A 24,057-nucleotide genomic window follows, 5' to 3' on the forward strand; every position below is an offset into this window, starting at 1 on the left:
GTGTGGTAGGAGGAAAAGAAATGCTAAATAAAATAATTTTAATTACTGGTGGTACAGGTTCGTGGGGACATGAACTTATAAAACAATTATTAGAAAAATCACCGAAAGAAATTAGAGTTTTTTCAAGAAATGAAACGGTTCAGTTTGAAATGCAGCAACAGTTTATAAATGATGATAGATTAAAATTTATTATTGGAGATATTCGTGATAAAGATCAACTACTCTATGCATGCCAAGGTGTCCATTATGTATTCCATCTTGCAGCTTTAAAACATGTTCCAGTATGTGAGTATTATCCTTATGAAGCTATAAAAACAAATATACATGGTACACAAAATGTAATTGAAGCATCTATACAGATGCAAGTTGAGAAAGTTATATATGTTTCAACGGATAAAGCAGCCGATCCATCAAATACGTATGGGATGACAAAAGCAATTGGTGAGAAGTTGATGGTGCATGCGAATATGCAAACGAAGAAAACAAAATTCATTTGTGTTCGTGGTGGAAATGTTTTGGGGACGAGCGGAAGTGTGGTACCACTCTTTAAAAAACAAATTAAAAAATCTTTACAAGTTGGGATTACCGATGCAAGTATGACTAGATTTTTCTTAACGATTGAAGATGCTGTTGGATTGTTATTTAAAGCCGTATATCAAGGTAGAGGTGGGGAAATCTTTGTTATGAAAATGCCGGCATGTAAAATAACAGATTTAGCAGAAGTGTTAATTGAAGATTCGAAAAAGGAAAACGTGAAGGTAAAAGAAGTAGGGATAAGACCGGGTGAAAAATTAAGTGAAATGCTTTTATCTGAGGTAGAGAGTAAAACAAGTATAAGTTTTGATCAAAATTATTTTGTGGTACTACCGACTATTCCTATAGAAGGACTGCAAGAATATTATGCTAGCTATCCGCTTGTGGATGTGAAGAGTTTTAGTTCTCAACAAGACTTACTTACAAAACACGAGGTGAAACAAATGTTATTAAAAGGAGGGTTTTTACGATGAAAAAAAATGCGAGTCTTTTAATAACTGGTGCAAATGGTTTCACAGGACGCCATGCTTGCCAATATTTTTTAGAGCAGGGCTTTCATGTAATTCCTATGTTTCAAAATCGTGCACATAGAGAAATAATTGGGAATGGTATTACTTGTAATTTAACTAATAAGAGCGAAGTAATGAAGGTAATGAAACAAATAAAGCCAGATTATGTATTGCATTTAGCAGGAAAGAATTCGGTCATAGAGTCTTGGACAGCTGCTCTTGAATATGTAGAGGTTAATGTAATAGGGACGTTATATTTATTAGAAGCAATTAAGCAAGAAGTACCTCACTGTAGAACATTGGTTATAGGATCTGCTTTGCAAGCAGATAGTATGAGCAATATAAAAATTTCAAATCCATATAGTTTAAGTAAAACGATGCAAGTCATTATTGCAGAGGTGTGGAGTGAATTAATGAATTCAAATATTATCATTGCAAAGCCCTCGAATTTAATTGGTCCAGGAGTATCGAATGGTATTTGTTCTATTCTTGCAAAAAAAATGATAACTATAGAGTCGAATAAAAGTGAAGCAATTATTGAAGTAAACAGTATGAAAGATAGTAGGGATTTTCTAGATGTACGTGATGCGGTTAAAGCGTATCATGTGTTATTGCGCGATGGAATAAATGGAAAACAATATAATATTGGATCAGGGATAAAACGGTCTTTATTAGATGTAATAGAACAATACAAAGAATTAACACAGCTGAGTTTTTCCATAAAAGAAGCAGAGCATAGTGGAAGCGAATCAAATGAGAGTTTAGTAATAGAGGATATAAAAAGGTTAGGTTGGGTCCCAGAAATTCAATTCCATCAATCATTAAAAGATGTACTCGAGTATGCGAAGTGTAGTGAAATCTGCATTCAATGAAAAATGAAAAGGGTGTAAGAAATATATGAATGGCTATAAAACAATAGATAATCAAAATACGCTATTTCTTTTAATTGTTGATACGCTGGACTGGAAAGATGAGGAAGAGCATGTTTTGTGTATCTATGAGGCGATAAATAAATGTCAAGCCTATGTGGAAGGTAAAAAGGGTGATAGGAAAAATCCAGTAATAGGTACAGGAACTAGGCCTGTAATTCAAGTCTTTGCTCAGTATGAATGTAGTGAGTATGGAAATGATTTTTATGATCTTATTAAAGATTTTTTGCAAGATATAGGGTTTGAGCTAAATGTTTATATAAATAATAGTAAGTTTACTTACATTTAATAGATTAGTATAAAACAAGATTTTTAATGATAAAGGTGGATATAAATTATGAATAAAAAGATTCTCTTTACTGGGGGCGGTACAGCCGGACACGTAATGATTAATATGGTATTGATTACTAAATTTATGGAAAAAGGATGGGGAATTGAGTATATTGGATCTCAAAATGGAATTGAAAAACTATTAGTTCAAAATGTGAAATACAATAGTATTTCAACGGGGAAGCTTAGGAGATATTGGGATTGGGAGAACTTTAAAGATCCTTTTAAAATAATAAAAGGTTGCATACAAAGTTATAAATTGATGAAACGAATAAAACCAGATGTTGTTTTTTCGGCAGGAGGATTTGTGTCCGTTCCTGTAGTAATAGGAGCGTGGATGAATAAAGTACCTGTAATAATACGTGAACCAGATAGTACGTTAGGATTAGCAAATAAAATAGCATTACCTTTTACTACAAAACTATGCACAACATTTCCTCAGACAGGAGAAAATGTAAGTAATGAGAAGAAGGTTTATGTAGGACCAATTGTAAGGGAAGAAATTGAGAGGGGCAATGTATTGCGGGGAAGAAGCTATTGTAAATTTCAGCAAGATAAACCAGTATTGTTAATTATGGGTGGGAGTCAAGGTGCTCAATGGATAAATGATATGGTAAGGGGAAGTTTGGAAAAATTACTATTAAATTTTAATATTGTTCATATGTGCGGTAAAGGGAAGATAGATTTATCTATTGGCATGGAAGGTTATATGCAATTTGAGTATATAGGCGACGAGTTGCCGCATATACTAAATATGGCGAGTGTTGTAGTTTCTAGAGCAGGTTCTACTGCTATTTCTGAATTGCTATTTTTGAAGAAACCGATGTTGCTTATCCCGTTAACTAACAGTTCTAGTAGGGGAGATCAAGTTTTAAATGCTGAATATTTTTCTCGGCAAGGATATGCGGAAGTTATAATCCAGGACAGAATAAATACGAATGTATTCATACATGCAGTAAATAAGTTGTATACAAATAAGGAGAGATATATTCAAAACATGAATGGATATAAGAAAACAAATGATGAGGGGATTCATCAATTAATAGATATAATAAATGAAGTGGTGAAGGAATAGAAATTTAAATAAAAGAACAAAAGGAAAGAAGATATCTTCTTTCCTTTTTACTATAGTTGTTCAAATTCATTATTACTTATCCATATTAGCAATATACTATAGGTGAATACCGATTTCTAATAGCTCAGTAAATGCATGAGTGTGGATAGGTTTACTATAATAGTAACCTTGAATAAACTGACATTTATTTTTTTGAAGGAAATTCACATGTTCTTTCGTTTCTACACCTTCTGCAATGACAGACATTTCTAATGTATGTGCTAATGTGATAATCGTTTTAATAATTTCCATTCCATCTTCACACGTTTCAGACATTGTAATAAATTCTCTTGGGATTTTTAACGTATCTATTGGATATAAAGGTAAATACGCTAGTGAAGAATAACCTGTACCAAAGTCGTCGATTGAAATGTGAACTCCTAAACCCTTTAGTGTGCGGAGCTTTATCAATGTTTCTCGCTCATCCATCATTGCAATGCGCTCTGTTAATTCAAGGTCGAGAGAACTTGCCGGTAAGCCTGTAGTTGCTAATGTAGAAGAAATAGACTTTACAAAATCTTCTTGTTCAAATTCTTTAGCAGATAAGTTTACACCAATTTTTAAATGAGAATATCCGAGTGTGTGCCAACGTTTCATTTGCTCACAAGCCTGCTGCAATGTCCATTTTCCTATTGGAATAATTTGTAGTGTTTCTTCAGCAATCGGAATAAATTCATATGGAGAAATAACGCCTAATTCAGGATGATTCCACCTGATTAGAGCTTCTGCACCGATAATTTTATTAGATTCACTATCAACTTGAGGTTGATACAAAAGGAACAATTCTTCATTTTGTATTGCGTTTGTTAAATCTTTTTCTAATCGTAATCGTCTTTCAATTTTTTTAGCGATTACATCGTCATAAATAGAGACAGAGTTAAGCTCTTTTGCCTTTGCATCATACATTGCAACATTAGCGTTTTTCAAAAGTGTAGCGGTATCGATTCCGGAATGTGGATAAATAGCGATGCCGATACTAAGTGATAAAGTTAATGTATGCTCATGTATGACAAACGGTTTTTCCATGCATTCAAATAACTGGTTGCATAAATCGAATAAGGAATCTTCGTCAGTATAGTTTTCAATTAAGATTGTAAATTCATCGCCACCGATTCTTGACAGATGAGTATGTGATGGAAGACATGATTGGAATCGCTTCGTTACTTCTTCTAATATGTGATCTCCTGCCGAATGTCCAAGTGTATCGTTAATTGCTTTAAAGCGATCTAAATCTAAGTATAATAATGCGAACTCACTGTCTGTTGTTTTAGCATTTTTTATAACTCTTTTTAATTTCTTATGGAAAAAGGCACGGTTCCCAATTTTCGTTACCGTATCATGGAATGCTAAATACTTTATTTCTTCTTGTTGCTTTTTTAGTGCGGTAATATCTTTTACCATAATATAACTTCCTGAAATTTGTCCGTCTATTATAATAGGGACGATGGTAACGTATAAAAAATAAGTAAAACCATCTTTATATTTAGAACTTAGTTGTAAGTATGCCGATTCTTGTTGTTTCACCTTTTCTAATGCAGATGTTAGTTTATGTTTGTCTTCATCTAAAATAATCGAAAAACAAGTTTCACCGAGTAACTCATCTGTTGGTGCTCCAAGTAGTATACTTCCGGCTTGATTTACATTTAAGAATACGCCATGTAAATCAATTGTAAAAATAGGATCAGGGTGATATTCATATAACGATTTAAACTTTTGTTGTTTTTGAGATAGAGCCTCTGATTTATGAACTAAATCAGAAGTCCGTAAAGTCACCTTTTCTTCTAGTTGTGCATTGAATGCCTGTAAACGTTTTGTTAGGGAATTGTTTTGCATACGTACAATAGAATGACGAATGAGTACGAAAATAAAAGTAATACAATTTCCTGTAATGAGAGTTGAGGATGATGTTTGTTCTTTTAATGTAAACCCGATTAGTATTGCAACAGCAAGATAGGGAAATACAACTAAAGCCTTTTTTCCTATTATAGGGTTAACAATGAAATAATTTTTATGGCTATTACGATCTGCTGAAATAGATCCAGCTATTGCAATAAACAATATAGGTATTCTATATAAAAGACGTAATAATGTTATCGTTTCAGTTGCTAAATGGTTATTTAAGTAAAAATAAATATAGTTAAAAGTTGCAGAACTTATCAATACAAGAATAAAGATATAAATCTTCCGTTTAGAATTAAAAATTGTCGGACGGAAAAAGAGACTAAAGCCTAGTAGAAGAAACAATAAATCTGCAATTGGATATAGAAATGAAAGGAAAACATCGCCTAGTGAAAGAGAGAATATATTTAAATTTGGTTGATTAAATAAATACCACTCTAATGTGAATATGGAAGTAAGTACTATACATATATCACAAATAAAGAACGCTTTTTCCCATTTATCGCATTCTTTTAAAATTTTATAACTGAAAGCGATAAGACAAAAGAGTAGAAAAAACATGTAAAATACATCAGAAATAGTAAAACGATGTATTGGAATTTCGAAGAAGCTATCTTGATATGTATATACTATTTTACCTAATAAAAAACTCCCAATTGCTATCGTGATACATATCCAAAACGGATTTGAACTGACTTTTTTAGAATATATAGAATAAATTAGTGATACAAATGTAATGGCTTCAACGATAAGTGAAGCGAAGCGTACATCCGAATTTGAAAAATGAGTAGGGAACAGATAAAAAAATATAAAATAGATTGAATAGCATATTAATGTTCCGATTAATATACATAGTTGTAAATTTTTATTTAATTTCAATAAAATCACCTTCTTTAATTATGCACTATATTCGTAATATCTATACATAGTAATATTACTTAAAAATTGTATCAGATTTCCTTGTAAAAATCTTGTTTATAAGGAAAGTATTGAAGAGTTTAATACTTCTTAAAATTAAAAAAACATTGCGTTTGATAGTATGTATTGCATCAAGATTTTAAATAGAAATTGTATATTTAGTCATCCTTTGAATTTTAAAGGTTTTTTAGTGATTTGCAAGCGGAGATGCAAAATTGCATATAAAATGATGAGAATCCTCTTTCTAGCTGATCTTTTGATTGTTATAGGCTATTTTAAGTAAGATTTTCATCTTTAATCTGAAAATTAACATTTGTAAAAATGTTACAAAAGGATATAAAATAAGAACGTGTATTCTTACAGAGTGGATTGTATTTTTACTAAATAGGGAGGACTTTTTATGTTATGGCGAATTAAAGATGCGGAAATATACTATGAAATTGTTGGAGAGGGGAAACCAGTCATTATTATACATGGCTGTGCGCCGGATCATAGGTTAATGATGAAATGTATGGAATCAGTATTTCAAAAATATGAAGGTTATCAACGAATATATATTGATTTACCTGGAATGGGAAAGTCGAACGCTCCAGATTGGATAAATAGTTCAGATCATATATTAGAAGTGTTAACTATATTTATTGAAGAAATCATTCCAAAGAAAGATGTTTTACTAGTAGGAGAGTCTTTCGGCGGATATTTAGCTAGAGGGATACTTTCAAAAATGGTTGAGAGAGTCAATGGATTATTATTAATATGTCCTGTGGTTGTTGCACTGCAAAAAGAAAGACGTTTACCGGATAAACAGATAATTGTACAAGATAAGGAGTTTTTAAATACGTTAACTTCTACCGAAAGAAAAGAATTTAGCGAGTTAGCAGTGGTAGCAAATGAATATACATATAAGCGATTTAAAGAAGAAATTAAGCCGGGGTTAGATGTTGCTAATTATGAATTTATTGAAAGATTGCAAAAAAATTATTCTCTTACTATGGAGTTTCACCGAAAAAAATATGAGAAACCCGTTCTTTTATTAGCAGGAAGACAAGATATATCGGTAGGTTATCGAGATATTATAGAAATTATTGAAGATTATCCAAGAGCAACATTAGCGGTGCTTGATATGGCGGGACATAATTTGCAAATTGAACAGCCTGAACTATTCGAGAGTTTAGTAGGAGAATGGATTACACGAACAAAACAACAAAATTTATAAAAAACGAATGAATATTTTCAAGGAGGAAGTATGAATACATATATTTATATGGTTAGGCACGGTGAATCATCAAAATTAGAAGGGGGTGAAAGAACACGTGGTTTAACTGAAAAGGGAAGTTTAGACGCTCACAGAGTAACAGACATATTAAAAACAGAGGGAATCGATACTTTCATTTCAAGTCCGTATAAGAGGGCTGTGTTAACGATAGAAAAATCAGCCGATTTCTATGAAAAAGAAGTAGTAGTATATGAGAATCTCAAAGAGTGTATGTTTTTAAGTGAGGATAAGATTATATCAGATAAAGAGGTGTATCCACTTGTAAAGAAGATGTTCTCTGATCCGGATTTTGCACTAACAGAAGGAGAGTCATATAAGGATTGTCAGGTAAGGGTAGTGAAAATGTTAAAGAAAATATTAATGAATTTTCAAGGACAAAAAATTGTAATTGGCACACATGGACTTGTAATGACATTAATGATGAATTACTTCAATAACCAATATGGGTTTGAATTTTTAATACATACATCAAAGCCTGACATATATAAGTTGGAATTTAAAGAGGAGCAATTCATGAATGTAGAAAGATTATGGATAGGAGAATGAAACTGCATATATGGAGTGTGTTTTAATTTGTACTTATAAAACACACTCTTTTTTATAGAATGCATTTTTATCAACTATTTTTAGAATGTTAAATTAATAAGTAATTATTCAATTTCTGAATAATATAAATGGAAGTTGGTTTAAGGAAACAATTTTAAATGTGACAAAACTCCAAACGCTGGATTTATATTCAATTGGAGAAAAAGATGTAGAATTTTGTCTTACGGTCTCCGTTTACTTTTCATTTCATTACATATAGGCTTTGTGGTGTAAGGGGGGGAATCACCTTTACACAAAATTTATAAGGAGGACATTGTAATGAAAAAGATTAAAAAGTTTGCGGGAGTAGCTTTAGCAGGTACGATTGGATTAAGTGGACTACTGTTTTTAGAACCAAGTGTAAGCGCTGCGGAAACCCAACAGGTGAAAGAAGGGAATTTCAATGCAATTGATGTAACGATGAATCAAAGTGAATTTTATGTATTGAGTGGTAGAAGTATTGATATTCTTTCTGGAGATAAAGAAGCCATTCAGCTAAATAAATACACAATTCGTTTTAGTAAACCAGGGAAGTATGTAATTAAAGTAAATGGTTGTATTTATGATGATATATATACATTTATTGTGAATAAATAGTATGTATTCTTAAATTGTGAGATAAAAAAAGAAACACCCTATTTGCGGTGAGAATCGTAAATAGGGTGAATGATTTGTATTAATTTGTATTTTAAATATGTTCACTAACTTTCTCTTTGTTATGTAAAGTATGTAAGAGGGTTTGAAACATCTTAAATGATTGCTGAAAGATGGGACTTTGAATAAAGGTGTAAAGAAAAGTTACGATGAAAACAGGACCTCCTAGCATAAATCCAATAACTAGTACAACACATTCTACTATAATTCTAGCACGGCTAATAGATAGCCCTGTTTTGTCGGAAATAGTAAGCATGAATCCATCTCGAGGGCCAGCACCAATCCCAGCCGCAACATACATCCCTCCCCCAATACCTGTAATTGCAATACCAGCAAATAAAATGAGTAAGTTTATCCATAAATAATTACTAGCGTTTGGAAGGATATTTGATTGTAAGAAAAAGTCCATAATGGGACCGATAAGTAGTGCATTTAAAAATGTACCCACATTTATATATTTTCGATCTACTAGTAAAGAAATGAGAACGAGACATAATCCACATATGACACTCCACGTACCAATGGTCCACCCAAACCTTTGGTAGAGAGCCATGTTTAAAACTTCCCAAGGGTGTAAACCGAGAAATTTAACTTTGACTGCAAGGGCATTTCCAAGGCCGAAAAAAATTAATCCTAAGAAAAAAAGAAAATAGCGAAAGAGAGTTAGCCTCATCTTTAAAACCTCCTATATTGTATAATTATGTATATTACATGTAAGAGTTTTGATGTACAAATATTACGACTTTTTAGCTGCTATTTAAAATTGCTAAAATACAAATGAAATATATATTCGCAGTCAAAAAAGTTAAAATATTTCGTTTTAAGGATTATAATAGAACGAGAAACATAAAAGGGAGTGAATGAGTTTGAAACAAGAACTTATTGAAAGATTTACGAGATATGTAAAGATTGATACACAATCAAATGAAGAAAGTCATACAGTACCAACAACACCTGGACAAATTGAGTTTGGTAAGTTATTAGTGGAAGAGTTAAAAGAGATTGGCTTAACAGAAGTAACAATGGATGATAATGGGTATGTAATGGCAACACTTCCTGCTAATACGGATAAGGATGTGCCAGTAATCGGCTTTTTAGCACATTTAGATACGGCAACAGACTTTACAGGTAAAAACGTAAAACCACAAATTCATGAAAATTTTGATGGCAATGCGATTACGTTAAATGAAGAGCTAAATGTTGTGTTAACGCCAGAACAGTTTCCAGAATTACCATCATATAAAGGACATACGATTATTACAACGGATGGTACGACACTTCTAGGAGCAGATGATAAAGCTGGTCTGACTGAAATTATGGTTGCAATGAACTATTTAATACATAATCCGCAAATTAAACATGGGAAAATAAGAGTAGCATTTACGCCGGATGAAGAAATTGGTCGTGGGCCGGCACATTTTGATGTAGAAGCGTTTGGTGCATCATGTGCTTATACGATGGATGGAGGTCCATTAGGTGGTTTAGAGTATGAAAGCTTTAATGCTGCAGGTGCTAAGTTAACGTTTAACGGAACGAATACACATCCTGGAACAGCGAAAAATAAAATGCGTAACGCAATTAAACTTGCTATGGAGTTTAATGGGCACTTACCAGTAGAAGAGGCACCAGAAAATACAGAGGGTTATGAGGGATTCTATCATTTACTTTCTTTAAATGGTGATGTTGAGCAAAGTAAAGCGTATTATATTATTCGAGATTTTGATCGTGAAAATTTTGAGGCGCGTAAACATAACGTTGAAAATATTGTGAAGCAAATGCAAGAGAAGTATGGACAAAATGCAGTCGTTTTAGAAATGAATGATCAATACTATAACATGCTTGAAAAAATCGAACCAGTGAGAGAAATTGTTGATATTGCATATGAAGCGATGAAAAGTTTAAATATCGAACCAAACATTCATCCTATTCGTGGTGGAACAGATGGATCACAATTATCGTATATGGGATTACCGACGCCGAATATTTTCACTGGTGGTGAAAACTACCACGGTAAATTTGAGTATGTTTCGGTGGATACGATGGAAAAAGCTGTTCAAGTTATTGTGGAAATCGCAAGACGATTCGAAGAACAAGCTTAAAAAAGAACCAAGTAGTGCGGATGCGCTACTTGGTTTTTTAGTATAATACTCGCCACAAATAAAAAGTGGCGTAAGACTCCCAGTTGGTCCAATTTGCCGCAAAATCTTTTATTTCCTGTTTAGTCGGTTTACTTTCAGAGCCTGTTATATATTTAATTGCATTGTGCAAGCCAACATCGTCAATGGGAAAAGCGGAAGGAAATCGTAAGCAGCGCATTAAAACATAGTTGGCAGTCCACGGTCCTATACCATGTATAGCAGTTAATTGTTTTTCAGCTTGTTGCACATCTTGTATTTGCAGTAAAGATTCTTTTGATAATTTTCCTTCTGTAATAAGCTTTGCAATACCTATTACATATTCGCATTTTCTAGTCGTCATTTTTAAGTTTTTGAGATCCTCTACATGTAAATTGGCAATCGTTTCAGGAGAAGGGAATATCCAATGTTTTCTATCATTCCATTCTACATAATTTCCAAATTGCTCGACTAATCTTCTTTTTAGTGTATAAGCATATGTGAGATTAATTTGCTGACCGATAATTCCCCAGGAAAGTGCTTCAAATAAGTCTGGAATACCTAAAGTACGAAGCCCATAATATTGTTCAATTGGTCCTTGAAGGAGTACATCATGTTTAGCTAATGAATAAAAAGGAGCTAAATCAGTAGTTAAATCAAACCACTCTTTTACATAGTGAGCTACAGCTTCGCATATCGATTCTTCAGACGTATATGATTCTTCTAAAAAACGTATTTGAATATTATCATCCGAGTTCATACTAATTTCAACTAAAGGATGTACATCGTGAACAGGGATAACTTTATAAATTTTGTTATCTTCAATGTGGAACATACATTCATTGTTAGAACGTGATAGATAGCGTAAATTTTCTTGGAAACTAAATTCTGTTGGAACTGCTAAAGTTAATGTGCTAGTATATTCTGCTGTCATATGCATTCTACCTGAGACTTTTCTAATGTAAGCAACACTTTCTTCATTTCTAATCCACCTCTAAAACCGGTTAGTTTACCATTCTTTCCAATAACACGATGGCAAGGAATTGTAATGAGAAGAGGGTTGGCAGCAATAGCAGTAGCAACGGCACGCACAGCAGTAGGTTTTTGCATTCTTTCGGCAATTTCTGAATAAGAATATGTCTCCCCATAAGGAATTTCACGTACCGTATTCCAAACAGATAATTGAAAATCAGTTCCGTAAGCATCGATAGGGAATGTAAAAATTTCTCGTTTACTTTCTAAATACTCGATAACTTCTTTCGTATATGATTGCAGATAATCTGGATTACAGGTCAATATATGTTGTGGCAATTTTTTTCTAGCCCATATATTTAGTTCTTCAAAGTTTTCGTCTTGGGATCCAATGAAACATAATCCATTTTCAGTTGCAGCAATATGAAACTGCCAATTTTCATGTGTAAGTAGCGTCCAATATATAAATTTATTTTTGGAGGAATTCATTATTGTATCCTTCTTTCATTTCGTTCTTTTTTCGATATTCAGTAGGAGTAAATCCGGTATTCTTTTTAAATAAAGTTGCGAAATACTCTGGGTTTTCTATCCCGACAGCAGTACTAATTTCTTTAATGGATTGATTTGTGTGTAAAAGGTGTTCTGCCGCTTTAACAATCCTAAACTGCTGTATATATTCTATTGGACTTATTCCTGTTACTTTTTTGAAAGTACGTTGTAAATGAAATGGGCTACCATGACATATTTCAGCAAGTATGTTGAGAGTTAATAATTCGTCAAAGTGCTTTTTGATATAATCTTTAATTTGTTCTACCCACTCTTCATTAGGTAAAGTGAGCCCATTTGGTTTACAACGTTTGCAAGGGCGGAATTTTTCGCTTAATGCTTGCTCTGCATGATGAAAAATTCGTACATTGTTTCTATTCGGTATTCTTGATTTGCATGACGGTCGGCAAAAGATTCCGGTTGATTTCACAGCATAAAAGAATTTACTATCATAGGAAGAATCATTATGAATAATTGCTTGCCAATGCTCATTTGTTAACGTAATCCCTTCATTGTGCAAAGAACATCACCTCTGAAATTAGTATAACCTGAATAAAGTGCGTATGTATGTATTCACAAATGTAAGAGCAAGATTACAAAGGTGAAAATATGATTGTTTTTCTATTTTGTGATAGCATGAAATTTGAAAGTGAACATCAAGAGGAGGATTATAGGTGAAGTTAATTTCGTGGAATGTAAATGGTTTGCGAGCAGTTATCGCAAAAGGTGGATTTTTAGAATATCTTGAGGAATCAAATGCTGATATATTTTGTTTACAAGAGATTAAATTACAAGATGGGCAAATTGATTTGAATCCAGAGGGATATTATACATACTGGAATTATGCTGTGAAAAAAGGTTATTCAGGAACGGCTATTTTTTCGAAAAAAGAACCGCTATCTGTAACATACGGTTTAGGAATTGAAGAGCATGATCAAGAAGGACGAGTTATTACTTTAGAATTCGAAGATTTTTACATGATAACGTTATATACACCAAACTCAAAACGAGGATTAGAACGATTAGATTACAGAATGAAATGGGAAGATGATTTCAGGGCTTATATTAAGCAATTAGATGAAAAAAAGCCCGTTGTTTTTTGCGGTGATTTAAACGTTGCTCATAAAGAAATCGATTTAAAAAATCCAAAAAGTAATCGTAAAAACCCTGGATTCTCTGATGAGGAACGAGAGAAATTCACATGTATTTTAGAAGAAGGATTTATTGATACGTATCGTTATCTGTATCCTGATCAGGAAGGTGCATATTCGTGGTGGTCGTATCGTATGGGAGCGAGAGCAAAAAATATTGGATGGCGTTTAGATTATTTTGTTGTTTCGGAAAGAATGAAAGACAAAATAACAGAGGCGAAAATTAATAGTGAAGTGATGGGATCAGACCATTGCCCAGTGGAATTACATATAAATTTCTAAAAAAAGAAGTATCTTCCTAAGATTAGGCGGATACTTCTTTTTTATTCAGTTTGTTAAAATTTTTCAAATCTTTCTTGAAATAATTGCATATTAAATATATACTTAGTAACGATAATCATTATCAATGAAAAGTGTTGTCAATAGATGAGGTGTAAAAGAATTATAGTTTAGGGGAAGTGAACGAGAATGAGTTCTGGATAGAATTATTAATCTAATGAAATATATATGTGAGACAAGTTTCATATAGTTAAATTTTATTGAGAATATAGTTTGAGAATTCGAGAGGAGTTATATAAAGATGAACAAGAAGTTATTTACTTTAGGGATGGTTACAGTTTTAAGTGTAGGACTAGCAGCATGCAATAGTACGGATAAAACTTCAGGAGAACAAAAGCAACAGACAAAAGCTACGGAAACGAAAAAAGACGAAAAAAGAAAAGTTACATATTTAGGTAAAGAATATACAGTACCAGCAAAAGTAGATAAAATTGCGACAGCTAGTTTAGAGTCAATGGAAGATGCAGCGGTACTTGGTATTAAGCCGGTAGGTGCCATTACTGTTGGTGGTAAATTACCGAAGTATCTTGAAAAAGATTTAGAGGGTGCGAAATCTGTTGGCGAGAAAATGCAACCAAATTTTGAAACATTACTACAATTAAAGCCAGACGTTATTACATCAAGTACAAAATTCCCAGCAGAAACAGCTGAAAAGTTTACGAAAGTAGCTCCGACATTCCCAGTATCACATGTTTCAACAGATTGGGAAGATAACTTAAAGTTAATGGGAGAATTAACTGGTAAAAAAGATAAAGCAGAAAAAATTATTAAAGATTACAATGCAGATGCTGAAAAAGCAAAAGCAAAACTAGGAGATAAGTTAAAAGACAAAAAAGTACTTGTCATTAGACTAAGAGCAAACGAATTATTCCTATATCCAGAAGGAGTATACTTCAACCCTGTCATTTATAAAGATCTTGGGCTAACTGCTCCAGAACAACTTAAAGCTGTAAAAGCACAAGAGAAAATTTCATTTGAAAAACTTGCTGAACTTAACCCAGATTATATTTTCTTACAATATGAGGCAAGTGAAAATAAAAATCCGAAAGTGCTAGAAGAAATTGAAAGCAATCCAATTTGGCAAAGTATGAATGCTGCGAAGGAAAAGAAAGTATTTGTAAACGTTGTAGACCCAATGGCACAAGGTGGTACAGCTTGGAGTAAAACAGTATTCTTAAAAGAAGCAGTAAAAAATTTATCTAAATAATACAATAAGTAAGGTGCGTTGAATGATATGCAGAAAACAAATGCAGTACCAGTAACCATATTATGTATAGCACCCATACTCATCTTATTTACAGTTATACTTTCTATTTTGTATGGGGCGAAAAGTATTGATGCTGAAACAGTGTGGAACGCATTATTTCATTTTGATTCAAGCGATGTAAATCATAATATTATTATTACTTCACGTTTACCAAGGGTAGTTGCAGCTCTTTTAGTCGGAGCATTTCTAGCCATATCAGGAGCACTTATGCAGGGGATGACAAGAAACTATCTTGCATCCCCTTCTATTATGGGTGTGACGGATGGGGCAGCCTTTGTTATTACACTTTGTATGATTTTTCTTCCAGGAATGTCATCAATTGGTATGGTTTTATGTTCAATGATTGGTTCTGCACTAGGAGCCGGTATCGTGTTTGGTTTTGGTTCGCTCCTTCAAAATGGCTTATCACCAGTTAGGTTAGCGATTATCGGAACAGTTATTGGAACATTTTTAAGTAGTGTATCTGCTGCAATGGCTTCATATTTCCAAATTTCTCAAAATGTTAGTTTTTGGTTTAATGCAAAGTTAGACCAAGTGGACCCTAATATCATTAAAATCACGATACCGTTTGGGATAATTGGAATAGTTTTAGCGCTGTTAATATCAAAATCTATTACTATTCTTTCTTTAGGAGAAGAAGTTTCTATTAATCTAGGACAGCGTACAAAACTAGTTAAAGCGATGGCTATTTTATCGGTTATTTTCTTAACAGGAACGGCAGTTGCTTTAGTGGGGAAAGTTGGTTTTGTAGGTTTAATTATTCCTCACATTACTCGCTTTATAATTGGGGTAGATTATAAGTGGATTTTGCCATGTGCAGGCGTTATTGGTGGAGTTTTCTTAGCGTTATGTGATGTTTTAAGTAGATTTGTAAACTATCCATTTGAAACACCAATTGGAGTCGTTACCTCCTTAATTGGAATTCCTTTCTTCCTTTATTTAATCCGTACAAGAGGAGGAGAGAGACATGCTTAAAAGTTCGAGTCAGCGCTTTGGAATGACAATGGGGATTATTATATTTTTAATACTATGTGCAATTTATATTAGTTTAACGAATGGTACGTTTGATATTACGATTACGGATGTATTTAAAACACTTTTTAGAATTGATCCAGTACCAGAACATGATTTAGTTATTTTTGAGTTTCGTCTTCCTCGTATCGTAATTGCTGGGTTAGTAGGATTAGGCCTAGGCGTTGCAGGTGCTGTTATTCAAGGGATTACGAGGAATGGATTGGCAGACCCAGGTATTTTAGGAGTGAATGCTGGGGCCGGCACAGCCATCGTTATTTTTATGTTTTTCTTTCAAGGGCAATTAAAGAGCACAGACTGGATGTCTATTATGATGATGCCAATGTTTGGTTTAGTCGGCGGATTAGGTGCAGCTATCATCATTTATCTGTTTTCATGGAAAAACGGTAAGCTAGACTCACAACGTCTTTTATTAACAGGGATTGCAATTGGATCAGGATTTGGAGCATTTTCTATGTACTTATCACTCAAAATGAAGTCAACTGATTTCGAAATGGCTGCAGTTTGGGTGTCAGGAAGCATATATAGCGCAAACTGGAAGTATATTGTTGCTATGTTGCCGTGGCTTATCATATTAATTCCGCTTATACAAAAAAAAGCTTATTTATTAGATTTATTTCAATTGGAAGAAACGAGTATTACAAGTTTAGGTGTTTCGGTAGAAAGAGAGAAATCTATTTTACTACTAAGTAGTATCGGACTTGTCAGTGCATGTGTTGCAGTTTCAGGAAGTATTGGTTTCATTGGTTTAATGGCACCGCATATAGCGAAAAGACTTGTTGGTATTCAACATAAGCATATCATTCCTACGTGTGGAGTAATCGGAATGTTCCTTGTAATAGCTTCAGACTTTATTGCAAAAACAGTTTTCACCCCTGTAGAGTTACCTGTTGGGATCGTTATTTCTATTGTCGGTGTACCGTATTTCTTATATTTACTTTATAAGGCGAAAGCGTAAGAGGAGGAATAAAAGTGAGTATTTTAAGTGCAAAAAATTTAGAAACGAGTTATGAAAAGCTTACAGTGTTTCGCGATTTAAATGTGGAAATACAAGAAGGAAAAGTAACGACAATTATAGGGCCAAACGGGTGCGGTAAATCAACACTGTTAAAAACGATGGGAAGAATTTTAAAGCAAAAGAGCGGTAAAGTATATTTGCAAGGACAGGATTTAAATACGATTCCAACGAAAGAAATTGCGAAGCAGTTAGCTTTACTTCCGCAAACTCCAATTGCACCAGGAGAACTTAAAGTGGAAGAATTAATTTCTTATGGACGCTATCCACATCGAAATAATGTAAATAAGTTAACTTCAAAAGATAAAGAGATGATTGACTGGGCATTAGATATAACGAAAACTTCTGAATTTCGAACGAGACAAATTGCCAATTTATCAGGTGGTCAAAGGCAAAAGGTATGGCTAGCGATGGCTTTAGCACAAGAGACAGAAGTGTTACTACTAGATGAACCAACGACATATCTTGATATGTCTCATCAATTAGATGTATTACAAATTGTGGAGAAGTTAAATAAAGAACATAATTGTACAGTTGTAATGGTACTACATGATATTAACCATGCAGCAAGGTTTTCAGATGAAATTATTGCGATGAAGGAAGGGGAAATCGTTACAACTGGTATCCCAGAAGAAATCATTACAAATGAAGTGTTAAAAGAAGTATTTCATATTGATGCGCGTGTCATGATTGATCCGTATAATGGATCTCCTGTTTGCTTTGGATACGATAGTGTTGTCTCTCAAGAAGAGAAAGTAGAAATATATGTAACGAGTTAAGAGGGAGGGATATAAGATGAATACTACGATTGAAAAACAGCAGATTATAACAACTAATACAGAACAGTGGAAAATGTATTCGAAATTAGAAGGTAAGGAATATCAAATTCATATTTCAAAGCCGAGGCGACCAGCGCCAGAGTCAGGCTATCCTGTTATATACGTATTAGATGGCAATGCTTTTTTTCAAACATTCCATGAAGCGGTTAAAATACAATCAGTTAGAGCAGAAAAAACAGGTGTTTCACCAGCAATTATAGTAGGTATTGGTTATCCAATTGAAGGGGCATTTTCAGGTGAAGAAAGATGTTATGATTTTACACCTAGCGTAATTTCAAAAGATGCGCCTTTAAAACCAGATGGCAAACCGTGGCCTAAAACAGGAGGAGCACATAACTTCTTTACTTTTATAGAAGAAGAACTGAAGCCTCAAATCGAAAATGATTTTGAGATTGATAAAGGAAAGCAAACGTTATTTGGGCATTCGCTAGGTGGTTTATTTGCTTTACATATACTATTTACAAACGTAAATGCCTTTCAAAATTATTTTATTAGTAGTCCATCTATTTGGTGGAATAACCAATCTGTGCTTGAAAAAGAAGAGAATCTTATAAGTGAATTAAATAGTGCCAAGTTTGAAACGGGAGTGTTCCTTACAGTTGGGACATTAGAACGAGAGCATATGGTTGTAGGGGCAAACGAATTGTCAGAGCGCCTTCTCCAAGTAAAACACGATCAGTTTAGATTTACGTTTTATGAAGCTGAAGGGGAAAATCATGCGTCAGTTGTGCCGACTTCTTTAAGTAAAGGGTTAAGGTTTATTAGTCACCTATAGAAGAGGGAAAAGGTAAGCAATTGCTTACCTTTTTTCATTATTGTTTAAAGGCAACGTATCCATCAATTAAAAAGCTACTGAAAAAGCGAGTGATGTGAGTAAAGCCACATTCCTTCATGATAGTTAGTAGATTTGTTTCGGAAATAGGAAATATTTCTGTTTCAAAAGAATTTTCAAATCGGTCCCAATCTTTTAATGGAATTTGATTTTGCATCATATGGTTGCGCCAAGCATTTAATTGTGCAGAAAACATACTTGTATGGGGTATACCATTTATTGAAGAGAGAAAGAGTGGAGCACCAGGCTTTAAGCGGCTACTAATTTCATTAAGTAACTCTTTTTTCTCCTTCATAGTTGGGATGAAGTGAAGAACAAGCATACAAGTAGCAGCGTCAAATAATGGATTGGTTAATAATGAATGAACAGTTCCATGTACAAAGTGAATTTGATTTTGCAAGTCTTCGTTTTTAATTCTTTTTTTAGCTAACTGTAGCATGCTTTTAGATGGATCAACACCTGTAAAAGATAAGTTGCTATTTTGTTTGCCTATTGAGAGAATTTCTTGTCCACCACCAGCACCTATAACTAGTAAATTTGGATTCATATTTTCTTTAGGGAGTGTCGTAAATAAAAAATGGTTCACCATTTCATAAAGGGTAAAATATCCAGGGATTTTTAACGGAATTGTTCGTTCATATGTATGTACAGTACGATCATTCCAGCTCATTTTTTAGCCTCCTCTTTTACAATAAAGTTTCACTTTATTATGAAATGAAACGGTTAGCGGAAACAATCCCATAAATCTGGGGGGAAATCAAGATGATTTATGAACAGGCAACGAAAGAAATAACAGTGTTGATAAAAAGTGAGAGATCAATTAGACAATTTCAAAAAGAGTTTTTAAATATATTAAAAAAGGTAATTCCTTTTGATGCTTCCTGTTTTGCCGCTATAGATCCGCGTACATTTTTATCAACTGGGGCATATACAGATCGAAGAATTGAACAACTGCATCCGCAGTTATTTATGAATGAATTTTTAGAGGAAGATTACAACAAATTTAAAGAGTTAGCACGAAAGCCTCCTCATGTTGGTGCGATGTGTATTATCACAAATGATAACCCGATAAAAAGTACTAGGTATCGAAATATTTTAAAACCAGCTGGTTTTATAGATGAAGTAAGAGTGGCTTGTATGAGTAAAGGAAAATGTTTTGGACACTTAAGTTTGTTTCGAGATCATACAAAAGTACCGTTTCAGAATGATGAATGTAAGTATTTATCGAAGGTGGGTTTATTGGCAGGAGATACTTTAAGAACCTCCTTTATAATCCGTTCAGAAGAACAAATGGAAGTGGTAGGAATGGGCATGATTATATTAAATGAAACTCTTAAACTAAATTATTGGGATGAAACAGGATACATATGGTTATCAAACTTTAGAAAGGATGAACAATTGAATGAAGAAGACATCCTTTCTAAAGTTTGTTCGCAAATAAAAGCAAATGAAACTAATAAAGAAGCAACAGTTTGTATAAGTTTTATGAGGGTTATTGTGTAGAATTTTTAATATAAACGAGAAACATTCAAATGAATATTTGAATATTTCTCGTTTATAAGGTATACTACATACATAATCAAATATATATTTGAATAAGAGGTGTTACATATGAAGGAAGAACATTGTGAACTTTGTTATCATGATGAGCAAAAAGTAAAACATGCAAGTGACATGCTAGAGAAAGAAAATATAAGTAGTGTAGCGAAAATGTTTAAAGCACTTGCAGATGAAACACGTTTGAAAATTGCTTATGCGTTGTATACGGAAAAAGAGCTTTGTGTACGTGATGTCGCAAGTATTATTCATAGTAGTATTGCAACAGCTTCACATCACTTAAGATTATTACAAACGATAGGATTAGCGAAAAAGCGTAAAGAAGGGAAACTTGTTTTTTATTCATTAGATGATTCTCACGTAAATGGATTAATTGAATTAGCGTTTAGTCATAGTAGTGAAATGGAGAATAAAGAACTTGATATGTAATCGCGCATTTTCATAAAGATACTTCTTTATGAAAATGCAACTTTAAAATGAGAGGAGATAGCAAGTATGGTAAAGCTAGTTTTAATACGACACGGACAAAGTGAATGGAATGTTGAAAATAGGTTTACTGGTTGGACGGATGTTGATTTATCCAGTAAAGGTTTGGAAGAAGCAAGAGAAGCCGGAGTAATGCTAAAAGCGAATGGTTTCTCATTTGATATCGCATATACATCTGTTTTGAGAAGAGCGATGCGTACGTTATGGATTACTCTCGAAGAAATGGATTTGATGTGGATACCTGTTCATAAAACATGGAAATTAAATGAGCGACATTACGGTGCGCTTCAAGGATTAAATAAGGAAGAAACAGCGAGAAAATATGGCGATGAACAAGTAACTTTATGGAGACGTTCAACAAATGTACGCCCACCGGCACTTACAAAAGATGACGAAAGATATGAAGCATCACATCCGAAATATAGAGATGTAAAAGAGTATGAATTTCCTCTTACAGAAGATCTAGAAGATACAGAGAAACGAGTGGTTTCATATTGGAATGAAGAGATAGCTCCTAATGTAAAAGCTGGTAAACAAGTAATTATTGCAGCCCATGGAAATACAATACGTGCTTTAGTAAAACATTTAGATCAAATTTCAGATGAAGAGATTGAAAATGTAAACATTCCAACAGGAACACCATTGGTTTATGAATTGAATCACGATTTAAAACCGATATGCCATTATTATTTGAATAGGGGAATAGAAACTTTAGAAGAAAAACTGGTATAAAACAAACAATTAAATATACCCTACCTATGTATTGTATAGTGATGACGAAGGTGATTTATAGTGTTACATTATACGGTCGTAAATAAAAAGAATTGTGAGTCATGTGGATTATGTACTTCTATAGCACCTGATATATACCAATTAGATGGAAGAGGAAAATCATTTGGCCTATTAGATAATAATCAAGGAATAATGGGGATCCCAAAAACTTTCTTGCAAGCCATGTTGGCGGCTAGTGATGGCTGTCCAACAAGTTCAATTCAGGTAAGAAAAGAGCCATTTATAAAGAAAGTAAAAATTAAATAGAGGAATTATGAAAGACAAAACAAAATTAAAAGGAGGCATTTATATGGGACATCATCACGGTCACCAACATCATGGGCATGCTCACGGGCATTCCCATGGACATCATCATTTTGAGGAAAGTAGGAAAGGAAATAGAAAAGGATTAATTACAGCTTTAGTAATTACAGCAACTATTATGTTCCTTGAATTTTTCGGGGGACTAGTTACAAATAGTTTGGCCTTATTATCTGATTCAGGACATATGTTAAGTGATACAAGTTCATTATTATTAAGTTTAATTGCAATCGGACTTGCAGCTAGAACGGTTATTTCTACAAAAACATATGGATATTATCGTTTTGAAATTTTAGCAGCATTAATTAATGGAATTACATTATTTGTTGTAGCAGGGCTTATCGTATGGGAAGCAATTGGCCGTTTTTTTGAACCACCAACTGTTGCAAGTGGTCCAATGATGTTAATCGCATCAATTGGTTTACTAGCAAATTTAATTAGTGCATGGGCGCTCATGAGACAAGGTGACGTGAAAAATAATGTGAATTTACGTAGCGCGTATTTACATGTTCTTGGGGATGCTTTAGGATCAGTGGGAGCATTAGTAGCTGGTGCACTTATGTCATTATTTTCATGGTATATTGCAGATCCAATTATCTCAGTAGTTGTAGCTTTATTAATTTTAAAGAGCGCGTGGGGAGTAACAAAACACTCCGTTCATATACTTATGGAGGGTACACCGGTTGGAATTGAACTAGAGAAAGTGAAGCAAGCGATTAAAGGAGTAGAAGGTGTACGTGATTTACATGATCTTCATATTTGGACAATTACATCGGGATTAGATGCATTAAGTGTCCATGTAATGATTGATAAAAAACAGGATGATCAAGAAGTACTTCAAAATATTATTGATATGCTAAAAAAGGAGTTCCATATTGAACATGCTACAATTCAAATTGAAACACTTAACATTAAACATAATGAAATGATTGTCTAATAAAATGCAAACAAAAGGCTATGGAGAAATTCTCCATAGCCTTTCGTTTGTTCAAGTAGAATTGTCCTTTTTGAAAGTTTTGTTACAACTTTTCGTCTAAAGAGACAAAAAGTTGTCACAATTCGGTCACAATTAGCATAAACATAAAATAGACGAAATGAACTTATTTCCAAAAAGGCTTGATTCATTCCATTCATGATTAGTAGAGCTGAAAAAGCATGGATTAAAAGTTCACTATATTCTCAAGGAGGTAGATCGTATGAAAACTATTCTTGCTATCGCTGGGCTTATTTGGGTTTTATCACATGGCATTCCAATTTATGAAGGAGAACAAATTCGCAGTGCTCTGAATAAAAATTTTAATGAATATCACGTTATTGATCGGCAAGATAATGTTGTGACAGTTCGTGTAAATGACTGTTTTCATACGGTAACCGTTGAAGGAACTTCAGTAGTGAATGATACAAAAGTATGTGATCAGCAATAATTATATATAGGAAGAAAAAAGTCTCAATTTACACGTGTGAAAATTGAGACTTTTATATTTGTAGATGAATAATAAGCGGGGATGGATAATCCCTGCTTATTATTGTTTTTTGAAAAAAAGGCAAGGGTATCATAATAATTGAGTCTGAAAAGCTAATAAATTGTTAAGAATAAGCTTAGAGCGGAAATATACTCATATGGGGTATCATACATAGATAATTAATGCTATAATTGGTATACTCGTAAAAGCAATTGTTTTATTGGATGAAGAGAAACTTTAAGAAGGTGATAATATGGGTCATAAAGAGCATGAAGCGGTAACACATAGATCAGAAAAAGAAAAAGAACAAATTATAAATAGATTAAAGAGAATTGAAGGACAGGTCCGCGGTATTCAAAATATGATTGAAAATGATCGTTATTGTGTGGATATTTTAGTACAAATTTCAGCGATTAATGCAGCGATGAAAAAAGTAGGAATGGGTGTATTAAAAAACCATACAAGTCATTGTGTTTCAGGTGCTATTAAAGATGGAAATGGTGACGAAGCAATTGAAGAATTAATGACTGTATTTGAACGTTTTTCAAAAGCGTAAAAACAAGCTAGTATGTAACTGGCTTGTTTTTTGTTTACCTTCATATAA

At 33.3% G+C, this 24,057-nt stretch carries 27 protein-coding genes; 21 read left to right on the top strand and 6 right to left on the bottom strand.

The genetic code is table 11. From position 1 onward, the window contains the following. Nucleotides 1-20 precede the first annotated feature (20 nt). From AC1Q8N_RS12755 to murG, 4 genes are read left to right on the top strand one after another with little or no spacing between them, the layout of a single operon-like run. Nucleotides 21-1,007: a UDP-N-acetylglucosamine 4,6-dehydratase family protein gene (locus tag AC1Q8N_RS12755; RefSeq protein WP_098077464.1), complete on the top strand. Its 987-nt coding sequence runs from the start codon at nt 21-23 to the stop codon at nt 1,005-1,007. Continuing rightward, nucleotides 1,004-1,915 carry an SDR family oxidoreductase gene (locus AC1Q8N_RS12760; protein WP_493521193.1) on the top strand — a complete coding sequence of 304 codons (912 nt, stop codon included), beginning with the start codon at nt 1,004-1,006 and terminating at the stop codon, nt 1,913-1,915. Before AC1Q8N_RS12755 ends, AC1Q8N_RS12760 begins: the two co-directional genes overlap by 4 nt. Nucleotides 1,916-1,940: 25 nt before the next feature. Further along, nucleotides 1,941-2,261, top strand: coding sequence for a DUF6572 domain-containing protein (locus tag AC1Q8N_RS12765; protein ID WP_048545900.1), 321 nt, complete (start codon nt 1,941-1,943; stop codon nt 2,259-2,261). 48 nt (nt 2,262-2,309) lie between these two features. Next, entirely contained in the window at nt 2,310-3,377 is a 1,068-nt protein-coding gene (murG, locus tag AC1Q8N_RS12770; RefSeq protein WP_098079130.1) for an undecaprenyldiphospho-muramoylpentapeptide beta-N-acetylglucosaminyltransferase, read from the top strand. A gap of 96 nt (nt 3,378-3,473) precedes the next feature. Here murG and AC1Q8N_RS12775 read toward each other — a convergent pair whose 3' ends face one another. Then, nucleotides 3,474-6,194 carry a putative bifunctional diguanylate cyclase/phosphodiesterase gene (locus AC1Q8N_RS12775; RefSeq protein ID WP_493521194.1) on the bottom strand — a complete coding sequence of 907 codons (2,721 nt, stop codon included), beginning with the start codon at nt 6,192-6,194 and terminating at the stop codon, nt 3,474-3,476. 439 nt (nt 6,195-6,633) lie between these two features. Here AC1Q8N_RS12775 and AC1Q8N_RS12780 point away from each other — a divergent pair, with 439 nt between their 5' ends. The 3 genes from AC1Q8N_RS12780 (at nt 6,634) to AC1Q8N_RS12790 (ending at nt 8,691) form a co-directional block, all read left to right on the top strand. Continuing rightward, a complete protein-coding gene (locus AC1Q8N_RS12780) occupies nt 6,634-7,449 on the top strand; it encodes an alpha/beta fold hydrolase (protein WP_098079135.1) in 816 nt (271 codons plus the stop codon). 30 nt (nt 7,450-7,479) lie between these two features. Further along, nucleotides 7,480-8,055 carry a histidine phosphatase family protein gene (locus tag AC1Q8N_RS12785; protein ID WP_493521195.1) on the top strand — a complete coding sequence of 192 codons (576 nt, stop codon included), beginning with the start codon at nt 7,480-7,482 and terminating at the stop codon, nt 8,053-8,055. Nucleotides 8,056-8,373: 318 nt separating this feature from the next. After that, nucleotides 8,374-8,691 (top strand): hypothetical protein, encoded by a 318-nt coding sequence (locus tag AC1Q8N_RS12790; protein WP_098089586.1) that lies wholly within the window; start codon nt 8,374-8,376, stop codon nt 8,689-8,691. 91 nt (nt 8,692-8,782) lie between these two features. Here the strand turns inward: AC1Q8N_RS12790 and AC1Q8N_RS12795 are convergent, their stop codons facing one another. Continuing rightward, nucleotides 8,783-9,421 (bottom strand): YczE/YyaS/YitT family protein, encoded by a 639-nt coding sequence (locus AC1Q8N_RS12795; protein ID WP_098079140.1) that lies wholly within the window; start codon nt 9,419-9,421, stop codon nt 8,783-8,785. A 193-nt stretch (nt 9,422-9,614) separates the two neighbouring features. On the opposite strand from AC1Q8N_RS12795, the gene pepT reads away from it, so the two are divergent. Further along, nucleotides 9,615-10,847, top strand: coding sequence for a peptidase T (pepT, locus tag AC1Q8N_RS12800; RefSeq protein WP_098048817.1), 1,233 nt, complete (start codon nt 9,615-9,617; stop codon nt 10,845-10,847). A gap of 37 nt (nt 10,848-10,884) precedes the next feature. Here the strand turns inward: pepT and AC1Q8N_RS12805 are convergent, their stop codons facing one another. The 3 genes from AC1Q8N_RS12805 to AC1Q8N_RS12815 are packed head-to-tail and all read right to left on the bottom strand — an operon-like array spanning nt 10,885 to nt 12,900. Beyond that, nucleotides 10,885-11,796: a DNA-3-methyladenine glycosylase family protein gene (locus AC1Q8N_RS12805; protein ID WP_098079143.1), complete on the bottom strand. Its 912-nt coding sequence runs from the start codon at nt 11,794-11,796 to the stop codon at nt 10,885-10,887. Continuing rightward, complete coding sequence (locus AC1Q8N_RS12810; protein ID WP_098079147.1) at nt 11,793-12,323, bottom strand: methylated-DNA--[protein]-cysteine S-methyltransferase; 531 nt, start codon at nt 12,321-12,323, stop codon at nt 11,793-11,795. The genes AC1Q8N_RS12805 and AC1Q8N_RS12810 overlap by 4 nt, the downstream gene beginning before the upstream one ends. Continuing rightward, complete coding sequence (locus AC1Q8N_RS12815) at nt 12,304-12,900, bottom strand: bifunctional transcriptional activator/DNA repair enzyme AdaA (RefSeq protein WP_098079150.1); 597 nt, start codon at nt 12,898-12,900, stop codon at nt 12,304-12,306. The genes AC1Q8N_RS12810 and AC1Q8N_RS12815 overlap by 20 nt, the downstream gene beginning before the upstream one ends. A 154-nt stretch (nt 12,901-13,054) precedes the next feature. On the opposite strand from AC1Q8N_RS12815, the gene AC1Q8N_RS12820 reads away from it, so the two are divergent. From AC1Q8N_RS12820 to AC1Q8N_RS12845, 6 genes are all read left to right on the top strand, one after another. Then, nucleotides 13,055-13,813 carry an exodeoxyribonuclease III gene (locus AC1Q8N_RS12820; protein WP_048545879.1) on the top strand — a complete coding sequence of 253 codons (759 nt, stop codon included), beginning with the start codon at nt 13,055-13,057 and terminating at the stop codon, nt 13,811-13,813. 298 nt (nt 13,814-14,111) lie between these two features. Further along, entirely contained in the window at nt 14,112-15,077 is a 966-nt protein-coding gene (locus AC1Q8N_RS12825) for an iron-hydroxamate ABC transporter substrate-binding protein (RefSeq protein ID WP_493521196.1), read from the top strand. Between the two features lie 27 nt (nt 15,078-15,104). Beyond that, nucleotides 15,105-16,112: a FecCD family ABC transporter permease gene (locus tag AC1Q8N_RS12830; protein ID WP_001173055.1), complete on the top strand. Its 1,008-nt coding sequence runs from the start codon at nt 15,105-15,107 to the stop codon at nt 16,110-16,112. Beyond that, the gene (locus AC1Q8N_RS12835; RefSeq protein ID WP_048545876.1) at nt 16,105-17,127 is read left to right on the top strand and encodes a FecCD family ABC transporter permease; all 1,023 of its coding nucleotides are present in this window, start codon (nt 16,105-16,107) and stop codon (nt 17,125-17,127) included. The genes AC1Q8N_RS12830 and AC1Q8N_RS12835 overlap by 8 nt, the downstream gene beginning before the upstream one ends. A gap of 14 nt (nt 17,128-17,141) precedes the next feature. Continuing rightward, nucleotides 17,142-17,963 (top strand): ABC transporter ATP-binding protein, encoded by an 822-nt coding sequence (locus AC1Q8N_RS12840; protein WP_048545874.1) that lies wholly within the window; start codon nt 17,142-17,144, stop codon nt 17,961-17,963. A gap of 16 nt (nt 17,964-17,979) precedes the next feature. Further along, entirely contained in the window at nt 17,980-18,798 is an 819-nt protein-coding gene (locus AC1Q8N_RS12845; RefSeq protein WP_431097611.1) for an alpha/beta hydrolase, read from the top strand. Nucleotides 18,799-18,835: 37 nt separating this feature from the next. On the opposite strand, the gene AC1Q8N_RS12850 is transcribed toward AC1Q8N_RS12845, so the two are convergent. Beyond that, nucleotides 18,836-19,525, bottom strand: coding sequence for a class I SAM-dependent methyltransferase (locus AC1Q8N_RS12850; RefSeq protein WP_098079156.1), 690 nt, complete (start codon nt 19,523-19,525; stop codon nt 18,836-18,838). A gap of 92 nt (nt 19,526-19,617) precedes the next feature. Here AC1Q8N_RS12850 and AC1Q8N_RS12855 point away from each other — a divergent pair, with 92 nt between their 5' ends. The 7 genes from AC1Q8N_RS12855 to AC1Q8N_RS12885 all read left to right on the top strand — a co-directional run bounded on the left by AC1Q8N_RS12855 (nt 19,618) and on the right by AC1Q8N_RS12885 (nt 24,009). Beyond that, the gene (locus AC1Q8N_RS12855) at nt 19,618-20,358 is read left to right on the top strand and encodes a hypothetical protein (protein ID WP_255258495.1); all 741 of its coding nucleotides are present in this window, start codon (nt 19,618-19,620) and stop codon (nt 20,356-20,358) included. A gap of 108 nt (nt 20,359-20,466) precedes the next feature. Beyond that, nucleotides 20,467-20,841 carry an ArsR/SmtB family transcription factor gene (locus AC1Q8N_RS12860; RefSeq protein ID WP_098079158.1) on the top strand — a complete coding sequence of 125 codons (375 nt, stop codon included), beginning with the start codon at nt 20,467-20,469 and terminating at the stop codon, nt 20,839-20,841. Nucleotides 20,842-20,907: 66 nt separating this feature from the next. Beyond that, entirely contained in the window at nt 20,908-21,630 is a 723-nt protein-coding gene (gene gpmA, locus AC1Q8N_RS12865) for a 2,3-diphosphoglycerate-dependent phosphoglycerate mutase (RefSeq protein ID WP_098079161.1), read from the top strand. Between the two features lie 60 nt (nt 21,631-21,690). Further along, the gene (locus AC1Q8N_RS12870) at nt 21,691-21,936 is read left to right on the top strand and encodes a ferredoxin (protein ID WP_098079164.1); all 246 of its coding nucleotides are present in this window, start codon (nt 21,691-21,693) and stop codon (nt 21,934-21,936) included. A gap of 43 nt (nt 21,937-21,979) precedes the next feature. Further along, nucleotides 21,980-22,927, top strand: a complete 948-nt coding sequence (locus AC1Q8N_RS12875; RefSeq protein ID WP_098630896.1) for a cation diffusion facilitator family transporter — start codon at nt 21,980-21,982, stop codon at nt 22,925-22,927. 259 nt (nt 22,928-23,186) lie between these two features. Next, complete coding sequence (locus AC1Q8N_RS12880) at nt 23,187-23,414, top strand: hypothetical protein (protein WP_000849106.1); 228 nt, start codon at nt 23,187-23,189, stop codon at nt 23,412-23,414. A 292-nt stretch (nt 23,415-23,706) separates the two neighbouring features. Beyond that, complete coding sequence (locus tag AC1Q8N_RS12885; RefSeq protein ID WP_000509876.1) at nt 23,707-24,009, top strand: metal-sensing transcriptional repressor; 303 nt, start codon at nt 23,707-23,709, stop codon at nt 24,007-24,009. Nucleotides 24,010-24,057 lie beyond the last annotated feature (48 nt).

It is taken from the genome of Bacillus sp. GW823-FHT06B01 (genome assembly GCF_058952315.1).

Excerpts from the sequence above, each read along its gene's own strand:
- AC1Q8N_RS12755 (WP_098077464.1), top strand. The coding sequence starts at position 21 with ATGCTAAATAAAATAATTTTAATTACTGGTGGTACAGGTTCGTGGGGA.
- AC1Q8N_RS12760 (WP_493521193.1), top strand. The coding sequence starts at position 1,004 with ATGAAAAAAAATGCGAGTCTTTTAATAACTGGTGCAAATGGTTTCACA.
- AC1Q8N_RS12765 (WP_048545900.1), top strand. The coding sequence starts at position 1,941 with ATGAATGGCTATAAAACAATAGATAATCAAAATACGCTATTTCTTTTA.
- murG (WP_098079130.1), top strand. The coding sequence starts at position 2,310 with ATGAATAAAAAGATTCTCTTTACTGGGGGCGGTACAGCCGGACACGTA.
- AC1Q8N_RS12780 (WP_098079135.1), top strand. The coding sequence starts at position 6,634 with ATGTTATGGCGAATTAAAGATGCGGAAATATACTATGAAATTGTTGGA.
- AC1Q8N_RS12785 (WP_493521195.1), top strand. The coding sequence starts at position 7,480 with ATGAATACATATATTTATATGGTTAGGCACGGTGAATCATCAAAATTA.
- AC1Q8N_RS12790 (WP_098089586.1), top strand. The coding sequence starts at position 8,374 with ATGAAAAAGATTAAAAAGTTTGCGGGAGTAGCTTTAGCAGGTACGATT.
- AC1Q8N_RS12795 (WP_098079140.1), bottom strand. The coding sequence starts at position 9,421 with ATGAGGCTAACTCTCTTTCGCTATTTTCTTTTTTTCTTAGGATTAATT.
- AC1Q8N_RS12805 (WP_098079143.1), bottom strand. The coding sequence starts at position 11,796 with ATGACAGCAGAATATACTAGCACATTAACTTTAGCAGTTCCAACAGAA.
- AC1Q8N_RS12810 (WP_098079147.1), bottom strand. The coding sequence starts at position 12,323 with ATGAATTCCTCCAAAAATAAATTTATATATTGGACGCTACTTACACAT.
- AC1Q8N_RS12825 (WP_493521196.1), top strand. The coding sequence starts at position 14,112 with ATGAACAAGAAGTTATTTACTTTAGGGATGGTTACAGTTTTAAGTGTA.
- AC1Q8N_RS12830 (WP_001173055.1), top strand. The coding sequence starts at position 15,105 with ATGCAGAAAACAAATGCAGTACCAGTAACCATATTATGTATAGCACCC.
- AC1Q8N_RS12835 (WP_048545876.1), top strand. The coding sequence starts at position 16,105 with ATGCTTAAAAGTTCGAGTCAGCGCTTTGGAATGACAATGGGGATTATT.
- AC1Q8N_RS12845 (WP_431097611.1), top strand. The coding sequence starts at position 17,980 with ATGAATACTACGATTGAAAAACAGCAGATTATAACAACTAATACAGAA.
- AC1Q8N_RS12850 (WP_098079156.1), bottom strand. The coding sequence starts at position 19,525 with ATGAGCTGGAATGATCGTACTGTACATACATATGAACGAACAATTCCG.
- AC1Q8N_RS12855 (WP_255258495.1), top strand. The coding sequence starts at position 19,618 with ATGATTTATGAACAGGCAACGAAAGAAATAACAGTGTTGATAAAAAGT.
- AC1Q8N_RS12860 (WP_098079158.1), top strand. The coding sequence starts at position 20,467 with ATGAAGGAAGAACATTGTGAACTTTGTTATCATGATGAGCAAAAAGTA.
- gpmA (WP_098079161.1), top strand. The coding sequence starts at position 20,908 with ATGGTAAAGCTAGTTTTAATACGACACGGACAAAGTGAATGGAATGTT.
- AC1Q8N_RS12875 (WP_098630896.1), top strand. The coding sequence starts at position 21,980 with ATGGGACATCATCACGGTCACCAACATCATGGGCATGCTCACGGGCAT.
- AC1Q8N_RS12880 (WP_000849106.1), top strand. The coding sequence starts at position 23,187 with ATGAAAACTATTCTTGCTATCGCTGGGCTTATTTGGGTTTTATCACAT.
- AC1Q8N_RS12885 (WP_000509876.1), top strand. The coding sequence starts at position 23,707 with ATGGGTCATAAAGAGCATGAAGCGGTAACACATAGATCAGAAAAAGAA.